The organism is Pantoea sp. V106_11, from assembly GCF_029967885.1.
GTDB classification, from domain to species: domain Bacteria; phylum Pseudomonadota; class Gammaproteobacteria; order Enterobacterales; family Enterobacteriaceae; genus Pantoea; species Pantoea ananatis.
The window spans coordinates 62,861-81,492 of record NZ_JASCAK010000022.1 but is presented as its reverse complement, the minus strand read 5'-3'; the positions used below and the strand labels follow the sequence as shown (position 1 = coordinate 81,492).

Sequence of the window (18,632 nt, the reverse complement as noted above, 5' to 3'; positions counted from 1 at the left end):
AAAAGACCTGACGTGCGCTGGCTAACAGCATACGTCAGGTCAAACAGGACTGAATGACGGTCAGAAAAACTTATAAGCGATATTTAAAATGGTGAGTAAGCCAATCGCGCTGACAAAAACGTTGTCAGCCCGGCCTTTGTATTTTGCCAGCGCAGGGACTTTGCTGATGGCATACATGGGTAACAGGCAGAGCAGCGAGGCGATAATCGGCGCGCCCATCGCCTCAATCAGGTCGAGAATATTGGGGTTAAGGTAAGCCACCAGCCAGGTCGAGCCCATAATAAAGACCATGCTCAGCGTATTCAGCTTACGGCTGGACACAGCGTCTTTATCGCCCTTATAGCGAAATTTGATAATCAATCCGTTTAACCCTTCCAGCGTGCCCAGATAGTGCCCAAAGAAGGATTTGAAAATAGCGACCAGAGCAATCACCGAGGCGCTGTATTCCAGTACCGTAGAGAAGGTGGACTTCTCACCCGACAGGGCGGAAAAGTGATTCGCCAGGTAGGAGAGCACAGGGATATTTTGAGCCTTCGCGTCCGCCATATCCTGCGGTGATAAGGTAAACAGACAGCTAAAGGCAAAGAACATCACTACCGCCACCATCAGTATGCTGGCGCGGGAGATGATCTGGCTGCACTTGTTTTCGGTATAGGTCCGGCCCATTTCCGGCTCGTATTCTTCCCGCTTTGACACCACAAAAGAAGAAACAATCGGCGAAAAATTGAATGAGAACACCATAATAGAAATGCCTAACCACACGGTAACCAGAATGCCATCGTGCCCGGTCAGGGCAATATCCCTCAGGTTGACCTGGTCGATTACAGCGGAATTCCAGTAGGGGATTAACGACAGTGAAATCAGCACCAGGCTGGCGATAAACGGAAACACCAGCCAGCTCATCACCTTTACCATCAGGTCTTTACCAAACCAGATCACAAAAGCCATCAACAGCAGCAGCAACAGCGCCACCACGCCGCGATTGAGGGCCGGCAGCAGTAGCTGATATTGCCAGAACGCCATGAAGGTATTGGTGATGGTGACGCCATAAATCCATAGCAGCGGGCAAATCGCGAAAAAGTAGAGAAAAGTAATGACCACCCCGCCCGTTTTTCCGAAATGCTCTTCTACCGTTTCGGTAATATTGCCCGATACGTTACTGCCGGACAGGCAAAGGCGAGCCAGTGCCCGATGACAGTAAAACGCGATGGGCCAGGCCAGCACCAGCATGATCAAGATAGGGATCAGCCCACCGTAACCGGCCCGAATAGGAAAGAAAAGCACGCCGGCGCCAATGGCTGTGCCAAACAGTCCGAGTGTCCATGTGGTATCGGACTTACGCCAGGTTGAGGTTTTTTCCTGGTTGAGAATATTTTCAGAATTACTCATAACTTATCCTTTATGCGTCAGCAAAACCCGTAATCTGGGAAACCCGGGACAAATCAATATTGCCGCCTGAGATAATGCACACCGTTTTCCGCCCCTGAATGTAGTGGTCGACTTTGCCGCTCAGTAACGCGGCGCATGCCAGCGCGCCGGCACCTTCTGTGACCACTTTGTTTCGCTGAATCAATGCAATCATACTTTTACGAATGTCGTCTTCACTCACTAACACCATCTCATCGACCAATTCTCTCACAATCGCGAAGGTGAGATCGCCCGGACGGGCGACATCGCAGCCGTCCGCAAGGGTGCCGGTAAGACGATGGCGCGTAATGGTATCAGCAAAAAAGGAGGCTGCCATACCGTGAACGTTTTCAGACTGCACGCCGATGACGGTAATCGTGGGATTAATGGACTTGATCGCCGTGGCAATCCCGGCAATGAGCCCGCCGCCGCCTACGGGAACGATGACGTTATCGACATCAAAGAGATCCTCAAGAATTTCCAGACCGATGGTGCCCTGTCCGGCAATGATTTTCACATCATCATAAGGCGGGATAAATATGCGGCCTTCGCTGGCCACAATGTCTTCCACTTTGGTTAGCGTGTCATTAAAGTTTTCACCATAAATGACCACCTCCGCGGAGTAATCGCGCGTCGCCGCTTCTTTGGATTTTGGCGCACCCGCAGGCATGACCACTTTGCCGTTAATATGCAGCATGGCGCACGACAGTGAAACGCCCTGCGCATGGTTACCCGCTGAGCAGGCGACAACGCCCTGACGTTTTTCTTTCTCCGTCAATGAGCTCATTTTATTGAATGCACCACGAATCTTAAAAGAACCCGTTCGCTGCATATTTTCAAATTTAAGGAATATTTCTCCGTCGCAGCGCTCGCTGAGATAGTTTGAACGTGGCATGCCGGTTTTATAAACTTTCCCTGTGAGTCTCTCTCTGGCAGCATAAATTTCATCAAGGCTAACGGGAAGGTTTTTATGGATATTCATATCGACTCCTTTTTCAGGCAGGGTTTATTCAGCAAAATTCCCCGAAGAGAAATGCGATCGTATAAAAGCTGAAAAAAAGTAATGAACTTACCGTTTTCGCTTCGCAGCATGCTGTAACAGCATGAGCTTACGCAGTTGATTTAAAAAGAAACGGGCAGCGAGAGGATAGGAAAAGGATGGCGATAAAACAGCGTATTGTGTGGAAGAAACTGTATTACTGACGGAAGGGATAAAACGTATTCTTGCAGAAGAGAGGGGGTTAAAGCGATTCGTTAATAGGGGGCGAACAGTGCGCTGATACAGTGTTAGCCGGGGCGTTCGTCGTTGCGTATACCTGTGCATGATGTCATTCCTTTACGTCGCCTTTATCCGCTACGAATCTTAATCATCATAAAAAAATGGGATTGTGCTGTTTCTCACACTTCACTCTTTTCTTATGAGAACCAATGCTTTTATTTATACTGACTTTGTGCAGATCAATAAAATATCTTTTTTTCACTTAAGAATATTTCGCCGAAAAAAGCAGAGCGATGAAACAGCCGTTAACAGAACAAGGATAAGGGAAGACAATCATGCTATTTAAGACGGGCTTAGCCGGGAAAGGGGGAAGGTCATTATTATCCCTGAAACGCTGAAGATAACGCATCCAATAAAATTTCAATGCGCGACGTTTGCCGATGAGTCGCGTTAAAAGATTAACGCCCATCTGTTCAATGGGCGTTATTTAAAAATTATTTCGTTTCGCACGCGACGGGCCAGGGCTTCGCAGGGGAGTTGAACGGATGGTACTGGTAGCACCAGGTTTCCGACACCACCTTGTCTTGTGCTTTCAAATAGAGCTTAAGCTCTACCGGATCGCCTTCGCCGGCGACCAAATCAAACTGCGCCAGCCAGTTGCCTGAATCGTCCGGCAATTTAGACACGAGCACGTTCTCAAAAGTACCACGCGATGCAGAAAGCACGGCTTCGGGGGAAACGCCTGACGGCAGATGATTAAGCACATCGCCACGGAACTCGACGGCAAACTTACGGCTGTCATGCGGACGATCGGAACCCGGCACACCGCCCCGCCCCAGTCGTGTTGCCCCGCAACGCGCCAGAGGAGAGGGATAGGGCTCATCGGCCAGCCAGTGCAGACGATAATGGAAATGATGCTGATCGCCCGCTTTCGCTGGCGCATCCGGTACCCACATGGCGACGATATTGTCGTAGATTTCATCGTCAGTCGGGATTTCCATCAGTTGAACTGAGCCTTTGCCCCATTCCCCTCGCGGTTCCACCCACAGATCGGGACGTTTCTCGTAGTGCGCAGCGTCCAGATAGCTGTCGAAATCCCGATCTTTCTGCAGTAAACCAAAGCCGCGCGGGTTCTCATCATGAAAACTGGACGTGACCACGCGTAATGGGTTGTTCAACGGCCGCCAAATATGTTCGCCGCTGCCGGTCCACATCGCCAGACCATCGGAGTCATGCACTTCCGGGCGCCAGTCTGTCGCCGCCCCTTTAACCGTTTTTGAGAACCAGTACATGGAGGTCAGAGGCGCGATACCGAAACGCTGAATGTCCTTGCGCAGGAAAAGCGTACATTCGACATCCTGTATAACCCCTTTACCGCGCTGCAGGATAAATTTGTAGGCGCCCGTGATACTCGGCCCGTTGAGTAGCGCATAGACCGTGAGATGTTTGCTATCGTCTTTCGGCGCTTCAAACCAGAAATCCGTAAAGTCAGGGAACTCTTCATCGACACCCGGCTGAACGGTATTCAGCGCAATACCGCGCGCGGATAAACCAAACTGACCCAGCTCGCCGATGGCGCGGAAATAAGACGCGCCCATAAAGGATATCCAGTCATTTTGTGGATTGGTTTTTAGCGTGTCCTGGCTGGCCAGCACTCTGAAACCTGAGAATACGTTACCTTTCAGCGCCGGCAACGTAACGTTTTTATCCGTCGTGGTGAAGTAGTCAATATTTTGAATAATTTCACGCGCGGCGTTATTTTCCACGACGTGCATTTTCACCGGCATACGGTGTAAACCGTTTACCATGAAAAAGGTAACAGGAAACCGTCCGGCATTTTTAAACAGCGCATAGTCCGGCTTGTAGACGGTTTTCATGTAGGCGTCATAGGTTATGTTGGATAACAATGACGGGTCGAATGAGGTGGGTTTTTCATAGGGTTTGGCTGCCAGGGCTTTGGCCTGGGAAATCAAGGTTTCAAAGTTAAATGCTTCGCTGTTACCTAACTTGAGAACGCCTGCTGCGATAGCGCCGGGAGAAATGCCTAATGCAGATAAGGCAGCAAACGCCCCGGAATAAGTCAGTAAAGTCCTTCTTGTAACCATGATCCACCTGTTTTTTTAATCTTCATTCAATGAATTCGCGCCCAATGGGGCAAAACGTAAAATAATGACGTGTGGCAAGCTGCCTTCAACTATAGACGAGAGAAACCGTTGCCTCCCAAACAGATGGCAAGCCATCATCTGACACATCGGATGAGCCTATAGTGCATTGGAAAGAAAATGGATGGGATTTGCCTGAGAAACAAAGCCTCTGGCAACGCGGCCCATTTTTCTTGCCAGATCAGGAGAGTGAATCGCGTTTCCTCTCAGGGTCGCCAGCGCGGAAGCGCCCTGACCGGCTAACGCCACATTGTTTTACGACGGTATCGGGCAACGCCCTTCATCGCGCTGGCCAGCCCGCGTCAGCAAGGAGCCGTGGCCTGCTGCCGATATCCCCGCATCTGGTGGCGGCAGCGACGCCTGCTTTGCCGCGCCATAAAGCAAAAACCCCGCTTGCGCGGGGTTTGCATTAAGAAGTCGAAACTGACCGATAAGCCGGGTTCTGTCGTGGACAGTCATTCATCTAGGCCAGCAATCGCTCACTGGCTCAAGCAGCCTACCCGGGTTCAGTACGGGCCGTACCATGTGAACCCCTATTTGGCCTTGCTCCGGGTGGAGTTTACCGTGCCACGGACTGTTACCAGCCGCGCGGTGCGCTCTTACCGCACCCTTTCACCCTTACCTGATCCCATTACTGGGCCATCGGCGGTTTGCTCTCTGTTGCACTGGTCGTGGGTTTCCCCCCCAGGCGTTACCTGGCACCCTGCCCTATGGAGCCCGGACTTTCCTCCCCTCCGCCCGTCTCCTTCAGAGAAGGACGACGACGAAGCGGCGACTGTCTGGTCAGCTTCGGCGCGCATTATAGAGGGTTTAGCCCGCGCTGTCACGCCCGGCGCGCAGGCAACTCAACAGGCTCAGGCCTGCTGCTCAAGCGCATGTTTATAGAGCGCATTCTTTTTCACACCGTGTATCTCAGCCGTGAGCGCCGCCGCCTTTTTCAACGGCAGTTCCTGCTGCAACAACGCCAGCGTGCGCAGTGCATCTGCGGGTAATGCCTCTTCGTCAGGATGATGGCCTTCAACGATGAGCACCATCTCACCTTTACGGCGATTTTCATCCTCTTTCACCCAGGCCAGGAGTTCCCCCACCGGTGCGCCATTCAGGTTTTCCCAGGTTTTGGTTAATTCGCGCGCCAGCACGACGTAACGGCCAGCCCCCAGCTCCGTGACCATATCCTGCAGGCTGTCCAGCAAACGGTGCGTGGATTCGTAAAAGATTAAGGTACGCGGCTCCTCGGCCAGCGCCCGAAGCGCATCACACCGCGCCTTTGTTTTGGCGGGTAGAAATCCTTCGTAACAGAAACGATCAGACGGCAATCCCGCTGCGCTTAATGCTGTTATCGCTGCGCAGGCACCCGGTAAAGGAACGATGCGAATACCGGCCTCACGGCAGCGGCGAACCAGGTGATAACCCGGATCGTTGATCAATGGCGTGCCAGCATCAGAAACCAGAGCTATGCTTTCTCCCTGTTGCAGCCTGGTTAGCAGGATTTCTGCTTTCTGCTGTTCGTTGTGGTCATGAAGTGCGAAGAGTCGCGCATTGATGGCGAAATGTTGTAGCAACAGTCCGGTATGACGTGTATCTTCCGCTGCGACCAGATCGACGCTGGAAAGTACCGCTAGCGCCCGCTGGGTAATGTCAGCCAAATTACCTATTGGGGTTGGCACGATGTAGAGCGTGCTGGCGGAAATGTCTGCCCGATCGAGTTGTTTCATTGTTTCATCCGAATTGCCGATTTAATATTGAGCATCTTGAAAAAAACATCACTGGATACAGTATGCTTCCTTCAAAAATCGTTCGTCATAAAGCAGGACGCTTTGTGCCTGTCCTTCTTGCTGGTCTGATTTTAGCCGCGTGTAGTGGCCAGGGCCCGAAAAGCCAGTCCGTAGACATCCAGGCACCCGTTACTAATAATTCCGCCTACTATCTGCAGCAGGTGCAGCAAAGCAGCGATGATAGCAAGACCGACTGGCAATTACTCGCAATCCGCGCCCTGTTGAAAGAAGGAAAATATCCGCAGGCTGCTCAGGCGATCGGCGAACTGCCTAATCAGCTTTCTGATAAACAGCAGCAAGAATTACTGCTGCTGAAAGCCCAGTCTCTGGTTGCTCAGCAAAAGATTGCCGATGCCCAACCGATATTGAGTCAGGTGAAAACCAGCGAGCTGTCTCAGGATCAGCTGGCGCGCTACTACGGTTTACAGATTGCCAGCGCACAGGGTAAAACCTCGCTGGCCCTGCTCCGCGCCTATATTGCTCAGGAGCCGTTGCTGAAAGGCAATGAACGCCAGCAGAATATCGATGCCACCTGGCAGGCGCTGACCCAGCTGTCGCAGCAGGATATGAATTCGCTGGTGATCAATGCCGACGAAAACATTCTGCAGGGCTGGCTGGATCTGCTCACGGCGTGGCATGCCAACGCCCAGGATGCCAACATGCTGAAGTCAGCTATTAAAGACTGGCAGACGCGCTATCCCGACAACCCTGCTGCAAAAACCTTACCGACCCAGCTGAGTCAGGTGCAGAACTTTACCAAAGCGTCCACCAGCACTATCGCGCTGCTGCTGCCGCTGAACGGTCAGGCTCAGATGTTCGCCAGCGCTATCCAGAAAGGCTTTAACGACGCGAAGAACGGCACCCTCGTTACCGCGCCTCAGGCGACGCCGGGCAGCGCCCAGGATCCTATCGCGATAAATCAGCAGCAGCCTGCGGACGCGAATGCGGTCGTCAGCCCGTCAGCTAACCCGGCGGCTGCACAGCAGAGCGGCACGGCGCAGCAACCGGCAACGACGCAACAGCAGCCTCAGCAACAGCCGGCCGCCGAACCCGCCAGCAATGCGCAGGTGAAGGTTTACGACACCAGCAGTCAGCCCATCGCGCAGGTGATGCAGCAGGCCCAACAGGATGGTGCCACGCTCGTTGTTGGACCGCTGTTGAAAAACAACGTTGAAACGGTCGCGAACAGCCAGACACCGCTGAATGTCCTGGCGCTGAACGAGCCAGAGCAAATCCAGAACCATCCGAATATGTGCTATTTTGCGCTGTCGCCTGAAGATGAAGCGCGCGATGCGGCGCATCATATCTGGGACCAGGGCAAACGCCAGCCGCTGCTGTTAGTACCTCGCAACGGCCTGGGCGATCGCGTAACGGCGGCCTTTACGAAAGAGTGGCAGTCACTGGGCGGCGGCACCGTGCTCCAGCAGCGCTTTGGTTCTGTTTCAGAACTCAAGCAGGGCATCAATAGCGGTGCAGGCATCAGCATGAGCGGTACGCCCGTGGTTATGCCCTCGTCTTCTCAGCCGCAAAGCGTTTCCGTTGCGGGCCTGAACATTCCGGCACCGCAAACCAGCGCCCCGGCCGCCAGCAGTGGCGGAGCCATTGATGCCGCTTATATCGTCTCGACTCAGGATGAACTGCAACTGATCAAACCGATGATCAGCATGCGCACCGGTAGCCGCAGCAACGTTGCGCTCTACGCCAGTTCGCGCAGCGCGCAGGCGGGCGCAGGGCCGGATTTCCGTCTGGAAATGGAAGGGCTGCAGTTCAGCGATATCCCCCTGCTTTCCGGCGCAAATCCGGCGTTGATGCAGCAGGCCGCGAAGTCGTTCAATAACGATTACTCGCTGGTGCGTCTGTACGCGATGGGGATTGATGCGTGGACGCTGGCTAACCACTTTAACCAGATGCGTCAGGTGCCGGGCTTCTCGCTCGACGGCAATACCGGCAAGCTGAGCGCCACCGCTGATTGTGTGATCAACAGGAAGTTGACATGGAACCAGTATCGCCAGGGCAACATCGTACCGGCCAGCTAAACCGCCGTCGTACGGGTGCCGAGCACGAACAACTCGCCCGCCGCTATCTTGAGCGGGCGGGGTTAACATGGGTCGCCAGCAATGTTTATTATCGCGCAGGGGAACTAGACCTGATAATGCGAGACAACCAGTGTTGGGTGTTCGTCGAAGTGCGTTACCGGCGTAACGCACGCTTCGGCGGCAGTCTGGCCAGTATTACCCGACAGAAACAACACAAGCTGCTGCGTGCCGCCTCTCTGTGGCTGGCGCAACGCGGCGGCAGTTTTGAAACAGTGAATTGCCGTTTCGACATCATTGCCATTACCGGCACGGCGCTTGAATGGTTGCCGAATGCCTTTAATGCAGACGTTTAGAACCAGGTGGTCGTGTGCAGGAAAGAATTAAAGCGTGTTTTACCGAAAGTATTCAAACTCAAATCGCTGCTGCAGAGGCGTTACCCGATGCCATTTCGCGTGCAGCAATGACAATGGTGCAGTCGCTTCTCAACGGTAACAAAATACTGAGCTGTGGTAATGGTGCGTCATCCGCCAATGCTCAGCACTTTGCCGCCAGCATGATCAACCGCTTTGAAACCGAACGCCCCAGCCTGCCCGCGCTGGCCTTAAGTGCGGACAACGTCATGCTGACGGCGATCAGTAACGATCGTCTGCATGACGAGATTTACGCTAAGCAGGTGCGTGCACTGGGACAAACCGGTGACGTTCTGCTGGCAATCTCTACACGCGGGAATACACGGGACATCGTGAAGGCCGTCGAAGCCGCCGTCACGCGCGATATGACTATCGTTGCGCTTACCGGTTATGATGGGGGCGAATTAGCCGGATTGCTGGGACCGCAGGATGTGGAAATTCGTATTCCTTCACATCGTAGTGCTCGCATTCAGGAGATGCATATGTTAACACTCAACTGTTTGTGCGATCTGATTGATAACACCTTGTTTCCCCACCAGGAATGACGGAAGGAGCACCAATGAAAGCATTGAACGCTATAGCCATTGTTTTAACCGCCATGCTGCTGCAGGGCTGCGTCGCGGTGGTTGCCGGTAGCGCCGCTGTGGCGACCAAAACCGCCACCGATCCCCGCTCTGTCGGAACGCAGGTCGATGACGGCACGCTGGAATTACGCGTCAGCAACGCGCTGGCAAAAGATCAGCAAATCAAAACCGATGCTCGCGTCATTGCTACCGCCTATCAGGGTAAAGTCCTGCTAACCGGTCAGGCCCCAAGTCAGGAGATTGCCAACCGCGCGAAACAGATCACCATGGGCGTTGATGGCGCAACCGAAGTCTATAACGAGATTCGGATTGGGCCGAAAGTCAGCCTTGGCACCTCGTCGTCTGATACCTGGATCACCACCAAGATTCGCTCGCAGCTGTTGGGCAGCGATCAGGTGAAATCATCAAGCGTCAAAGTCACCACGGAAAACGGTGAAGTGTTCCTGCTGGGCCTGGTGACGCCAGAAGAAGCAAAAGCCGCCGCGGACATTGCCAGCCGGGTCAGCGGCGTGAAACACGTCACCACCGCGTTTACCATGGTGAAGTAATGCTGAGTTAACCCCAGGACAGCTGTCCGGGTTGTTACTGGCGCAGACAGAAAAGCCGCACCCTGTTGGGTTGCGGCTTTTTTTATTGCGGGTTTAGCCGTGACCGGGCCAGAGCCAACAAACGTTTTCCGGCTTGCCGCCCAGCATTATCGCGCCGCCCGAGGTTGTCTCCGCTGGCGGCGGCGTAACGAGAGAAGGCCTCAGACCGGAATATCGATCACCAGTGCGCGGGTCGGGGTTTTCGCTGACAGCCACAGCTGTTGCTCTTCCTGCAAAAATGCGCCATCGCCACAGCCCAGCTGTTCCTGATGAGCGCCCCCGGCCGAGGCCTCAAACGCGCCATGGATAGATTGCAGATAGGCGCGCGCGCCCTGAAGCGGCACCAGATGCTGCTCGCCTGCCGCCAGCTCAACCTGATGAATCCAGACCTGCTGACGCAACTGCAGGCTGCTGTCGCCGCCATCTGGTGAGGCCAGCAGTTGCGAACGCATGCCGCCCGACAACGTCATTTTCTGCATACGGGGATTTTCACGTTCCGGGCAGGCCGCCAGCCAGAGCTGCATACGGGTTAACGGGCGATCTTTACTCGGATTAAGTTCGCTGTAGCTCACGCCAGGCTGAGCGGAGAGCAGCAACGCCTCACCTTCACGCACGCTGATGTGATTGCCTTCGCTGTCCCGGTATTCCGCCTCACCCTGTAAAACGATATTCAGCACATCCACCTGAGGATAGGTGCGCGGCTGAAATGCCGCGCCGGGTGCCAGGACTTCCTGATTCAAAACGCGTAAGGAGGCATAACCCATTAATTTGGGATCGAAATAGTGGCCAAAAGAGAAGCTGTAGCGCGCCTGTAACCAACCGTAATCGGCCTGACCACAAGCGGATGCACTGCGTGTCGTAATCATTATGTACCTCCAGCATCCGTCGGCAAGAATCGACGACGGGAAATATGCCTTTATGGTAAAAGTCTGGACGCCGGATTGTTAGCCAGTTAATCTGCCGTGCATATTCAAATTTCCTGACAGAGAACCGGGATGGCCAAAGATCGTGCGTTAACCCTTGAAGCTTTACGTGTGATGGATGCTATCGATCGCCGCGGCAGCTTTGCCGCCGCCGCCGATGAACTGGGCCGCGTGCCCTCAGCGCTTAGCTACACCATGCAGAAACTGGAAGAAGAGCTGGATGTGGTGCTGTTTGACCGTTCGGGCCATCGGACGAAGTTCACCAATGTCGGAAGAATGTTACTGGAGCGCGGTCGGGTGTTGCTGGAGGCCGCCGACAAGCTCACGACCGATGCCGAGGCGCTGGCACGCGGCTGGGAAACCCAGCTGACTATCGTGACGGAAGCGTTAGTGCCCACCGATGCGCTGTTTCCGTTGGTCACGAAGCTGGCTGACAAAGCCAATACCCAGATCGCCATCATCACAGAAGTACTGGCTGGCGCCTGGGAGAGACTGGAACAGGGGCGGGCTGATATTGTCATTGCACCGGATATGCATTTTCGCGCCTCGACCGAAATAAACACCCGCAAACTTTACAGCATCATCAGCGTTTACGTTGCCAGCCCTGACCATCCAATACACAACGAACCCGAGCCGCTTTCAGAAGTCACCCGGGTAAAATATCGCGGCATTGCCGTGGCAGATACAGCCCGCGAACGTCCGGTTCTGACCGTGCAACTGCTGGACAAGCAACAGCGCCTGACCGTCAGTACGATGGATGACAAACGTCGCGCGCTCCTGGCCGGTTTAGGGGTCGCCACCATGCCTTATAACATGGTGGAGCAGGACATTGCAGAGGGCCGCTTGCGGGTGGTCAGCCCGGAGTATTCGCGTGAGGTCGATATCATCATGGCCTGGCGGCGTGACAGCATGGGTGAGGCAAAAGCCTGGTGCCTGCGCGAAATTCCTCGCCTGCTGGCCCGGAAAAACTCACCGACGCCGGGCGCCCATCCCTGAAGATTACAGCCGGCTCAGACAGTCCAGCGCGACGCTTTTAAAGCAGGCAAAGTCACTGCTGTCGCGCAATCGCGTCATCGCCCGCTCGCGCATAAAGGTCACGAACAGGTCATAGATAGCCATCGCTTCCTCATACTCGTTTTTGCTGATTGCCAGCAGGAAAATCACGTAAGCCGTGTCCTCGCCCCAGGGGATCCCCTGCGGGGCCAGCACGGTGTACACCACCGTTTTTTTCGCCATCAGCCCCAGCGAATGCGGAAGCGCAATCCCTTCGCCCAGCATGGTGCTGACAATGGCTTCACGCTCCTCAACGGAAGCATAAAACGCGTTGTCCACCACGCCTTCTGCCTCCAGCCGATCGCATAACAGCCGAAACAGCGCAGACTGACTCATCGGCCGATCGATGATGCAGAAATGGCGGGCATCAAAAAATTTCTCCAACATATAGGGCCGGGTGCGGTCCACCAGCACCAGCTTGCCTATCTGCTCCCGTTGAAATTCCGTCGGGAAAGGCGCGACCACGACAACCGGTTTCTCTTTTTCACTCAGCCGCGTAGTGGAAATCACAAAATCTTCTTCGATGCGCTGGCGGGCCTCATATTCACGCTGCGACAGGCACTGCGTCACCTGCAACTGGGGATAGTTGCGCATTAACATGGCTTCGATCATGCGGAGCGTCGACGTACCGCTGTCGCACACCAGCAGTACCTGAGGGCGACGCTGGTAACCCACGTTATAATGGCGCTCCAGCCCGACGCCGATATGAAGCACCAGAAAACCAATTTCATTTTCGCTAATCGTATAGGGCGAATATTTTCCCCAACTGGACACCGCCGCCAGCGTCACATCGTAGGCCATTGGATAGTGCTGCTTGATATTGCTTAATAACGGGTTAGGAATATGGATCTGATAACGCACGCGCGTGATCATCGTTTTAATATGGGTAAGCAGATCGGCACGGAGTTGAGGATCGTTCTGCAGATCGTAATAGTAGTGAGTGTTAATAAAGCTGAGCAGGTAGTTAACCAGCGCCTCCGCATCGTCAGCATTAATGGCGCTGGGGGCAACGTCCTGAATGCGTCGGGCGGCGATATTCACCCGCAGCCAGCTCTCTTCCGCCGGAGAAACCGGTTTAACGGTGAGCGGCCGCAGCGCATGGATCAGCGTCTGCGCAGACTCGCGCACGTCATCCCCGATCTCTTCCACCTGTGGATCGCTCAGCGGATAGCCTTCATTGATGCGACGTAGCGCCACCGCGCAGTAAAAACGCAAATAGCGCTCGCCTTCATCACTGAGGCGGATATTGTGCTGGGCAAGGCCGTTTTGCAGCAGCGGCTGAAGGGTTTCCAGCAGGCCGCTTTCCAGCGATTCGGGCACGATCAGCGGGCTGTCAGGCTGCTCCTGATCGATCTCAAACAGCAGATCGGTTAAGCAGGTGCGGATCGCCACTTCACTGCCAAACAGCTTCATGCCGTGATGGGGTTTGCTTTCGATACTCAACTGATAACGGCCGAGCCATTCGCGCACGTCGGCCATGTCATTCTGCAGCGTGGCACGGCTGACAAACCACTCCTCAGCCAGGGTTTCCAGCTTCAGGGAATAGGCGGCGGTGAGAAAGCGCACCAGCAGGTAGCGGATTCGGTCGTGTGAGGTGCGCGGCACCCGCAGAGGCGCACGCGTCTGCTGCTGCAGCACGTTAAAGCGCAGCGCATCAATAATTTTAAGCTGGTAGCCCGCACCGCGATTCATGACAAACTGCGCGCCGTGCTGCTGCAGCATGGCGTTGAGCGCGGTAATATCCGTGCGTACGGTGCGCGTGGACACCGCAAACCGCCGTGCCAGTTCGTCCTGGGGGAGCGTTTCGTTTTTCAATGCGTCGAACAGTTGCGCAAGGCGCTGATTCGGGAATCTCACGTCGGGTTACCTGCTTCAGCGGTTAACAAGAACAAAGTAAACGTCAGACTGCCGGAAAACAGGCGGCAGGTCTATTATGCCCTGCGCGCCCGTAATATGTCCTTGAAGTGGCGCACAGGCCTGGGCTCAGTCCAGCAGACTTTTACAGATGGCCAGCAGTTGGCGCACGTCTTCCACGCGGGTTTCGCCACTGGCTTTGTCGATGATCGAACTGTAAATGTGGGGAATGATCTTGCTCACGCCAGCGTCCAGCGCAATACGCAGGATCGGCCCAACGTTTTGCAGATCGATCCCGCCGGTCGGCTCCAGCCAGAAATCCTGTTTCGCACAGGCTTCGGCCACCGCGCGGTACTCGTCCACCGTATCCAGACCGCCCATTGGAAAATACTTCACGGAACTGCCGCCCATGTCCTTCAGTAACGCAATCGCGGTATCAATGGGCACAATTCCGTCGCTGCTCTGTGAACTGAGGGGACCGGTGGAAATTTTCACCTTGCCCGGCGTGCCGGTTGGTGAAATCAGCCCGTTGACTACCGTTTGTGACTGACCGAGCAGCGCACGGCTGGTGCCGACGCCGGTAAACACCTGATTAACATGTTGCGGCTGTAGCACGGCGGCCAGTTCGCTGACCATTCGCGACTGCCGGGGATCGCCCGCGCCCAGGCCGATGGACAGCGCGTTATCAATCAGCGCGGCGTACTCGCGCATATCCGCAATAGCGGCCTCGTTGCTGGGGTAGTTTTTTGATAACACGCCGACCAGTACGTGGCCTTCTGCGGCCTGCCAGATGGCTCGCGCGTTCTCTTTTGAACCCGCCAGCACGTTAAGACACAGGCGATCCTGATAAAAATTGGGGGTTAGCGTCATGCTATTTTTCTCCTGTTAACAGCGCCTGAATGCGGGTGAAAATAATCTGCAGCTGCTCAGCGCTGACGCTGCGCACGTCGGCTTCAATAACGCCCTCATTGGCTTTGTAGCCACGGAAGTAAATGGCGATATCACCGTTTTTTAGCGCCTGCACCAGATCGCCGGTCTGATGCCCGATTGTGGTCTCATCGAATTTGATCTCTGCCCGGGCAATGTCGCGCCCGGCGGCATCCCATACAACGCGCGCACTGACGCCATCCAGACCGTTAAGGTTGTTGATGAAAGGCGTCATTTTTTCCACCATCTGGGCGCCGGTGGTTTTCGGCAGGGTCAGGTAGGATTCAATGGCCTGGGTCAGTCCCAGAATCCCCTCTTTGCCCACTTTCATGGTGCGGCCAATGCCGTTGCTCTGGCGCTTCACCCACTCGACAAGCTGATGTTTCCCGATAACCAGGCCGCTGGTGGGGCCTTCAATGGCTTTGGCCCCGCTGTAAATAACCAGATCGGCACCCGCCTGGTAATAGCACTGCAGATCTTCCTCAGCGGCGGCATCCACGATAAGCGGCACGCCATGCTTACGTGCCACCTCGGCGGCCTGCGCCACGCTCAGGTGGCTCTTTTGTACACAGTGATGGGACTTCACATAGAGAATGGCCGCCGTCTGGGCGGTGACTGCAGCGGAAAGCTGCTGTGGCGAGCACTCGTTACTGTAACCCGCCTCAACCGTCCGACCGCCGCCCAGCGCAATCATGCTGCCAACGGGCGCGCCGTAATTCACGTTATGCCCTTTTGGCACCACGATGTCGTGCGGCACGGTCAGCGGTGCGCTATGTAAATTATCCAGCAGCCAGTCGTCATCTTTCACAATGACGGCAGCCACGCTTTGGGCGATGCCCGCAGAAGCACAGGACACCACCAGCGCATTTTCCACCTGCAGCAAATTAGCGATGTAAGCCCCGGTCTTATCAACCAGGTCCTTCACTTCAAAATAGTGCTCCAGGCCGTATTTAACCGTATCAACCACGTCGCTGGCCGGTGTAGACACGCCAAGAATGGTCATGCGGCCAGAGGCATTAATGACCTGCTTCAGGCCATATTTCTCATACAGTGAAGACATTGTGTTTTTTCCCTTCTTCAGTCATCCAGCACTCACCGGCGACGATAGCCGCCAGAGGAATCAATTGGCGATCGCCCTGCTCCGCCAGCCCTTCCGCATCCACAAACGACACGGATTCGTGCGCCACGGTAAACAGGGTAAAGTCGGCATCAAGTCCGGGCTCAATAGCACCTTTGCTGCGTAATCTCAGCCCGCTGGCCGCCTGATGCGTTACGCAGGCAATAATCTGTGGCAGCGTCATGCCTACATTGAAAAATTTCGACATCACGTGCGCCAGGGTATAAACCGGTCCGTTCAGACGATTGCGGCAGTAGATGTCTGAACTGATGGTGTCAGGCAGAATGCCTTGGGCAATCGCCGCGCGCGCCACCTCAAAGCTGAAGCTGGCACTGCCGTGGCCAACATCAAGCCGCAAGCCCCTTGCCAGTGCCTGTTTTACCGCTGCACGCAGTTGCCCTTCGGGCGTCAGGATGCGGTTTGGCTTGCCGTTGTAGCAGTGGGTGATGATGTCGCCGGAGGTCAGCAACGCGGCGATTTCATCGAGGTTGGGGGGATTGTTACCAATGTGCACCATCAGGGGCAGGTTGCCATTTTCCTGCTGAATCGCCTTCGCCAGCACCAGCGGCCGAATGCCGTTTTCGCCCACCACGCTGCTGCTCATCCGGGCTTTAAGCCCGACGATAAAATCGGGATGACGTCTTACCGCATCGGCAATCGCCGGGCGATCAATCTGGGTCATGTCCGCCAGTTCATTTTGGGTAACGATGCCGGTGCGGGCGATATTCAGCAGCGCAAAAACCTGGGTGGTGACCGCTTGCGTGCGCTGTCTGAAATCATCAATGTCGTCTGCACCTGTACTGCCTGCATCGACAACACAGGTGACGCCGCTTTCCACGCCAATCCGGTCGGGATGATCGTGATAGATGGGCGATTTTTCATAGCAGTGTACGTGGGAGTCGATCCAGCCCGCACTGAGATAGCAATCCACCGCCAGGGTTTGTTCCACTTTTGCCCTGCCGGTTACCTCACCCACGGCGGCTATTTTTCCGTCGAGTATGGCGATATCGATCAGACGTTCATCCGGCAGTCGCGCCCGACGCAGAATCAGATCGTACATAGGAATCTCCTTTGACTGCCCCGATCGGCCTTCACCAATCGGGCATTAACGCGATCAGATCGCGACCGGAAAAATCGCGCCGAGGATCATGGCACCGAGGATCGCCCCGCCGGTGATCGGTTTGTTCCACAGATAGAACACCAGCGCACCCAACAGCGAACCGAGACCGATAGGAATGGAGGCGCCCATGGCGGCCAGGATAATCAATGGCCCCAGGAAGCGTCCTGATGCATTGCCCGCGCCCATCATCACGTCCGCACCATAGGTGCTGTTGCTTTGATTAATGGTGAACTTACGCGCCAGAATGATGACGTAGCCTATCGCCACACCGATAACCAGACCGGTGACCAGCGAAGCCGCAAAATTCGCCACCGGGAAGACAAAACCGGCGCCCAGCAGCAGCGCGGGCACGCCCAACCCGACGCCGGTCTGGATGGCACCACCGATATCCAGAATCCCGACCAGCGATCCTTCAATGATGCGGGCGAACAGAAAGCTGGCACCGAAAGCGGCCACCGCGCCGTAAACGCCGGTATCGATGCCCGCCCGTAACATCGAGACGAAGGCCACTTCGTTAAAAGCGCCGATACCGTACAGGCAGTACATATGGGTCCCGGCAAACACGCCGGAGGAGAGCAGACCGACAAAAATCGGGAATGACCAGTCGGCATACCAGAAACCTTTGTTTGATTCTTCCATTGCAGACGCTCCGTTATTTGCCGCTCAGGCTGTTATGAATACTGTCGAGCCAGCCAGGAATGCCGAGCTGGAAGGATTGCAGCATCTTCATATCGAAACCGCGGAAGAAGGCGCTGAGAACAAACAGGGCGACGATGGCGGTCATCATGATTTTGGTCACTTTGTTCCAGCCGCTCTCTTCAACCCCTTTACCAATCAAAATGCCCAGCACCAGGCCCGGTACGGCATTGCCCATAATCAGCTGTGCCAGACCGCCGAAGATGGTGGCCCAAAAGCCCGATTTCTTACCGGCGTCAATTGCCGCCAGCCAGAAGATCACCGGCATGACCGTGTTCACCAGCAAATTAGCGGCCGGTACCAGCACCTTTACCGCCGTGACCTGCAGAGCCGCCGGAACAGCAGAGGCGGTCGAGTTGAGAAAAGCCACCACCACCATGCCGATGATGCCGCAGGCGATAGCCATCTTTTTCGGGTCGTGTAGCGTCTCTGCCACATTGCGGTTTTTGATCATGATCGCCGCCGCGCCCCAGTTGGGGATGATGCGATGATCCACGTCCTGCGTGAACGCACCCGCCGCCACGGAGGAGGCCCAGGCGTTAAAGAAGAATCCCAACCCAAAAGAGAAGTGAGAGGCAGGATCGCCTTCACAGGAGTTAAGTTCACCCAGTGTGCGAAAGGCGCCCATACCTTGTGTCGTCGGGGCATGGAACATGCGGGCGGCACCGGCGCCCACACCGACGCCCACGAGGCCGCCGATAATTAACGACTTGAGCAAAATGATGAGAAACATCCTCTTTCCTTATATGTGTTGTTTGAGGC

Annotated in this window: 16 protein-coding genes and 1 other RNA gene; 5 read left to right on the top strand and 12 right to left on the bottom strand. The window is 55.2% G+C overall.

All coding sequences use genetic code 11. From position 1 onward, the window contains the following. Nucleotides 1-60: 60 nt before the first annotated feature. The 5 genes from tdcC to rsmI all read right to left on the bottom strand — a co-directional run bounded on the left by tdcC (nucleotide 61) and on the right by rsmI (nucleotide 6,503). Nucleotides 61-1,389: a threonine/serine transporter TdcC gene (gene tdcC / locus QLG08_RS05445; protein WP_282472830.1), complete on the bottom strand. Its 1,329-nt coding sequence runs from the start codon at nucleotides 1,387-1,389 to the stop codon at nucleotides 61-63. Nucleotides 1,390-1,399: 10 nt separating this feature from the next. Beyond that, a complete protein-coding gene (tdcB, locus tag QLG08_RS05440; protein ID WP_072139070.1) occupies nucleotides 1,400-2,389 on the bottom strand; it encodes a bifunctional threonine ammonia-lyase/L-serine ammonia-lyase TdcB in 990 nt (329 codons plus the stop codon). A 731-nt stretch (nucleotides 2,390-3,120) separates the two neighbouring features. After that, nucleotides 3,121-4,731, bottom strand: coding sequence for a glucan biosynthesis protein D (locus QLG08_RS05435; RefSeq protein WP_015699446.1), 1,611 nt, complete (start codon nucleotides 4,729-4,731; stop codon nucleotides 3,121-3,123). Between the two features lie 472 nt (nucleotides 4,732-5,203). Continuing rightward, an RNA gene (rnpB, locus tag QLG08_RS05430) (RNase P RNA component class A) lies at nucleotides 5,204-5,579 on the bottom strand. A 63-nt stretch (nucleotides 5,580-5,642) separates the two neighbouring features. Beyond that, nucleotides 5,643-6,503, bottom strand: coding sequence for a 16S rRNA (cytidine(1402)-2'-O)-methyltransferase (gene rsmI, locus QLG08_RS05425; protein ID WP_014594693.1), 861 nt, complete (start codon nucleotides 6,501-6,503; stop codon nucleotides 5,643-5,645). 62 nt (nucleotides 6,504-6,565) lie between these two features. Between rsmI and QLG08_RS05420 the strand changes: the two genes are divergently transcribed. From QLG08_RS05420 to dolP, 4 genes are read left to right on the top strand one after another with little or no spacing between them, the layout of a single operon-like run. Next, on the top strand, nucleotides 6,566-8,599 hold the full coding sequence (locus QLG08_RS05420; protein WP_282472829.1) for a penicillin-binding protein activator: 2,034 nt from the start codon (nucleotides 6,566-6,568) through the stop codon (nucleotides 8,597-8,599). Then, nucleotides 8,557-8,952 (top strand): YraN family protein, encoded by a 396-nt coding sequence (locus QLG08_RS05415; RefSeq protein WP_014604928.1) that lies wholly within the window; start codon nucleotides 8,557-8,559, stop codon nucleotides 8,950-8,952. Before QLG08_RS05420 ends, QLG08_RS05415 begins: the two co-directional genes overlap by 43 nt. Nucleotides 8,953-8,966: 14 nt before the next feature. Further along, the gene (gene diaA, locus QLG08_RS05410; protein WP_013027345.1) at nucleotides 8,967-9,554 is read left to right on the top strand and encodes a DnaA initiator-associating protein DiaA; all 588 of its coding nucleotides are present in this window, start codon (nucleotides 8,967-8,969) and stop codon (nucleotides 9,552-9,554) included. 14 nt (nucleotides 9,555-9,568) lie between these two features. Next, on the top strand, nucleotides 9,569-10,141 hold the full coding sequence (dolP, locus tag QLG08_RS05405; protein WP_014604927.1) for a division/outer membrane stress-associated lipid-binding lipoprotein: 573 nt from the start codon (nucleotides 9,569-9,571) through the stop codon (nucleotides 10,139-10,141). Nucleotides 10,142-10,341: 200 nt separating this feature from the next. Here dolP and QLG08_RS05400 read toward each other — a convergent pair whose 3' ends face one another. After that, nucleotides 10,342-11,046, bottom strand: a complete 705-nt coding sequence (locus QLG08_RS05400) for a pirin family protein (protein WP_013027347.1) — start codon at nucleotides 11,044-11,046, stop codon at nucleotides 10,342-10,344. Between the two features lie 129 nt (nucleotides 11,047-11,175). Between QLG08_RS05400 and QLG08_RS05395 the strand changes: the two genes are divergently transcribed. Next, on the top strand, nucleotides 11,176-12,099 hold the full coding sequence (locus QLG08_RS05395; protein WP_013027348.1) for a LysR family transcriptional regulator: 924 nt from the start codon (nucleotides 11,176-11,178) through the stop codon (nucleotides 12,097-12,099). A gap of 3 nt (nucleotides 12,100-12,102) precedes the next feature. Here QLG08_RS05395 and QLG08_RS05390 read toward each other — a convergent pair whose 3' ends face one another. The 6 genes from QLG08_RS05390 to QLG08_RS05365 form a co-directional block, all read right to left on the bottom strand. Continuing rightward, the gene (locus QLG08_RS05390; RefSeq protein WP_282472828.1) at nucleotides 12,103-14,013 is read right to left on the bottom strand and encodes a PRD domain-containing protein; all 1,911 of its coding nucleotides are present in this window, start codon (nucleotides 14,011-14,013) and stop codon (nucleotides 12,103-12,105) included. A gap of 126 nt (nucleotides 14,014-14,139) precedes the next feature. Further along, entirely contained in the window at nucleotides 14,140-14,880 is a 741-nt protein-coding gene (locus QLG08_RS05385) for a KDGP aldolase family protein (RefSeq protein WP_013027350.1), read from the bottom strand. Between the two features lies 1 nt (nucleotide 14,881). After that, on the bottom strand, nucleotides 14,882-15,997 hold the full coding sequence (locus tag QLG08_RS05380) for a DgaE family pyridoxal phosphate-dependent ammonia lyase (RefSeq protein ID WP_019104892.1): 1,116 nt from the start codon (nucleotides 15,995-15,997) through the stop codon (nucleotides 14,882-14,884). Next, nucleotides 15,981-17,114, bottom strand: coding sequence for an amidohydrolase/deacetylase family metallohydrolase (locus tag QLG08_RS05375; protein ID WP_013027352.1), 1,134 nt, complete (start codon nucleotides 17,112-17,114; stop codon nucleotides 15,981-15,983). The genes QLG08_RS05380 and QLG08_RS05375 overlap by 17 nt, the downstream gene beginning before the upstream one ends. 54 nt (nucleotides 17,115-17,168) lie before the next feature. Then, complete coding sequence (locus QLG08_RS05370; RefSeq protein ID WP_282472827.1) at nucleotides 17,169-17,813, bottom strand: DUF4310 family protein; 645 nt, start codon at nucleotides 17,811-17,813, stop codon at nucleotides 17,169-17,171. 13 nt (nucleotides 17,814-17,826) lie between these two features. Next, nucleotides 17,827-18,603, bottom strand: coding sequence for a DUF4311 domain-containing protein (locus tag QLG08_RS05365; RefSeq protein ID WP_014604922.1), 777 nt, complete (start codon nucleotides 18,601-18,603; stop codon nucleotides 17,827-17,829). Nucleotides 18,604-18,632 lie beyond the last annotated feature (29 nt).

Excerpts from the sequence above, each read along its gene's own strand:
- QLG08_RS05380 (WP_019104892.1), bottom strand. The coding sequence starts at position 15,997 with ATGTCTTCACTGTATGAGAAATATGGCCTGAAGCAGGTCATTAATGCC.
- QLG08_RS05400 (WP_013027347.1), bottom strand. The coding sequence starts at position 11,046 with ATGATTACGACACGCAGTGCATCCGCTTGTGGTCAGGCCGATTACGGT.
- QLG08_RS05370 (WP_282472827.1), bottom strand. The coding sequence starts at position 17,813 with ATGGAAGAATCAAACAAAGGTTTCTGGTATGCCGACTGGTCATTCCCG.
- tdcC (WP_282472830.1), bottom strand. The coding sequence starts at position 1,389 with ATGAGTAATTCTGAAAATATTCTCAACCAGGAAAAAACCTCAACCTGG.
- QLG08_RS05420 (WP_282472829.1), top strand. The coding sequence starts at position 6,566 with ATGCTTCCTTCAAAAATCGTTCGTCATAAAGCAGGACGCTTTGTGCCT.
- QLG08_RS05365 (WP_014604922.1), bottom strand. The coding sequence starts at position 18,603 with ATGTTTCTCATCATTTTGCTCAAGTCGTTAATTATCGGCGGCCTCGTG.
- QLG08_RS05435 (WP_015699446.1), bottom strand. The coding sequence starts at position 4,731 with ATGGTTACAAGAAGGACTTTACTGACTTATTCCGGGGCGTTTGCTGCC.
- QLG08_RS05385 (WP_013027350.1), bottom strand. The coding sequence starts at position 14,880 with ATGACGCTAACCCCCAATTTTTATCAGGATCGCCTGTGTCTTAACGTG.
- dolP (WP_014604927.1), top strand. The coding sequence starts at position 9,569 with ATGAAAGCATTGAACGCTATAGCCATTGTTTTAACCGCCATGCTGCTG.
- rsmI (WP_014594693.1), bottom strand. The coding sequence starts at position 6,503 with ATGAAACAACTCGATCGGGCAGACATTTCCGCCAGCACGCTCTACATC.
- QLG08_RS05415 (WP_014604928.1), top strand. The coding sequence starts at position 8,557 with ATGGAACCAGTATCGCCAGGGCAACATCGTACCGGCCAGCTAAACCGC.
- QLG08_RS05395 (WP_013027348.1), top strand. The coding sequence starts at position 11,176 with ATGGCCAAAGATCGTGCGTTAACCCTTGAAGCTTTACGTGTGATGGAT.
- QLG08_RS05375 (WP_013027352.1), bottom strand. The coding sequence starts at position 17,114 with ATGTACGATCTGATTCTGCGTCGGGCGCGACTGCCGGATGAACGTCTG.
- tdcB (WP_072139070.1), bottom strand. The coding sequence starts at position 2,389 with ATGAATATCCATAAAAACCTTCCCGTTAGCCTTGATGAAATTTATGCT.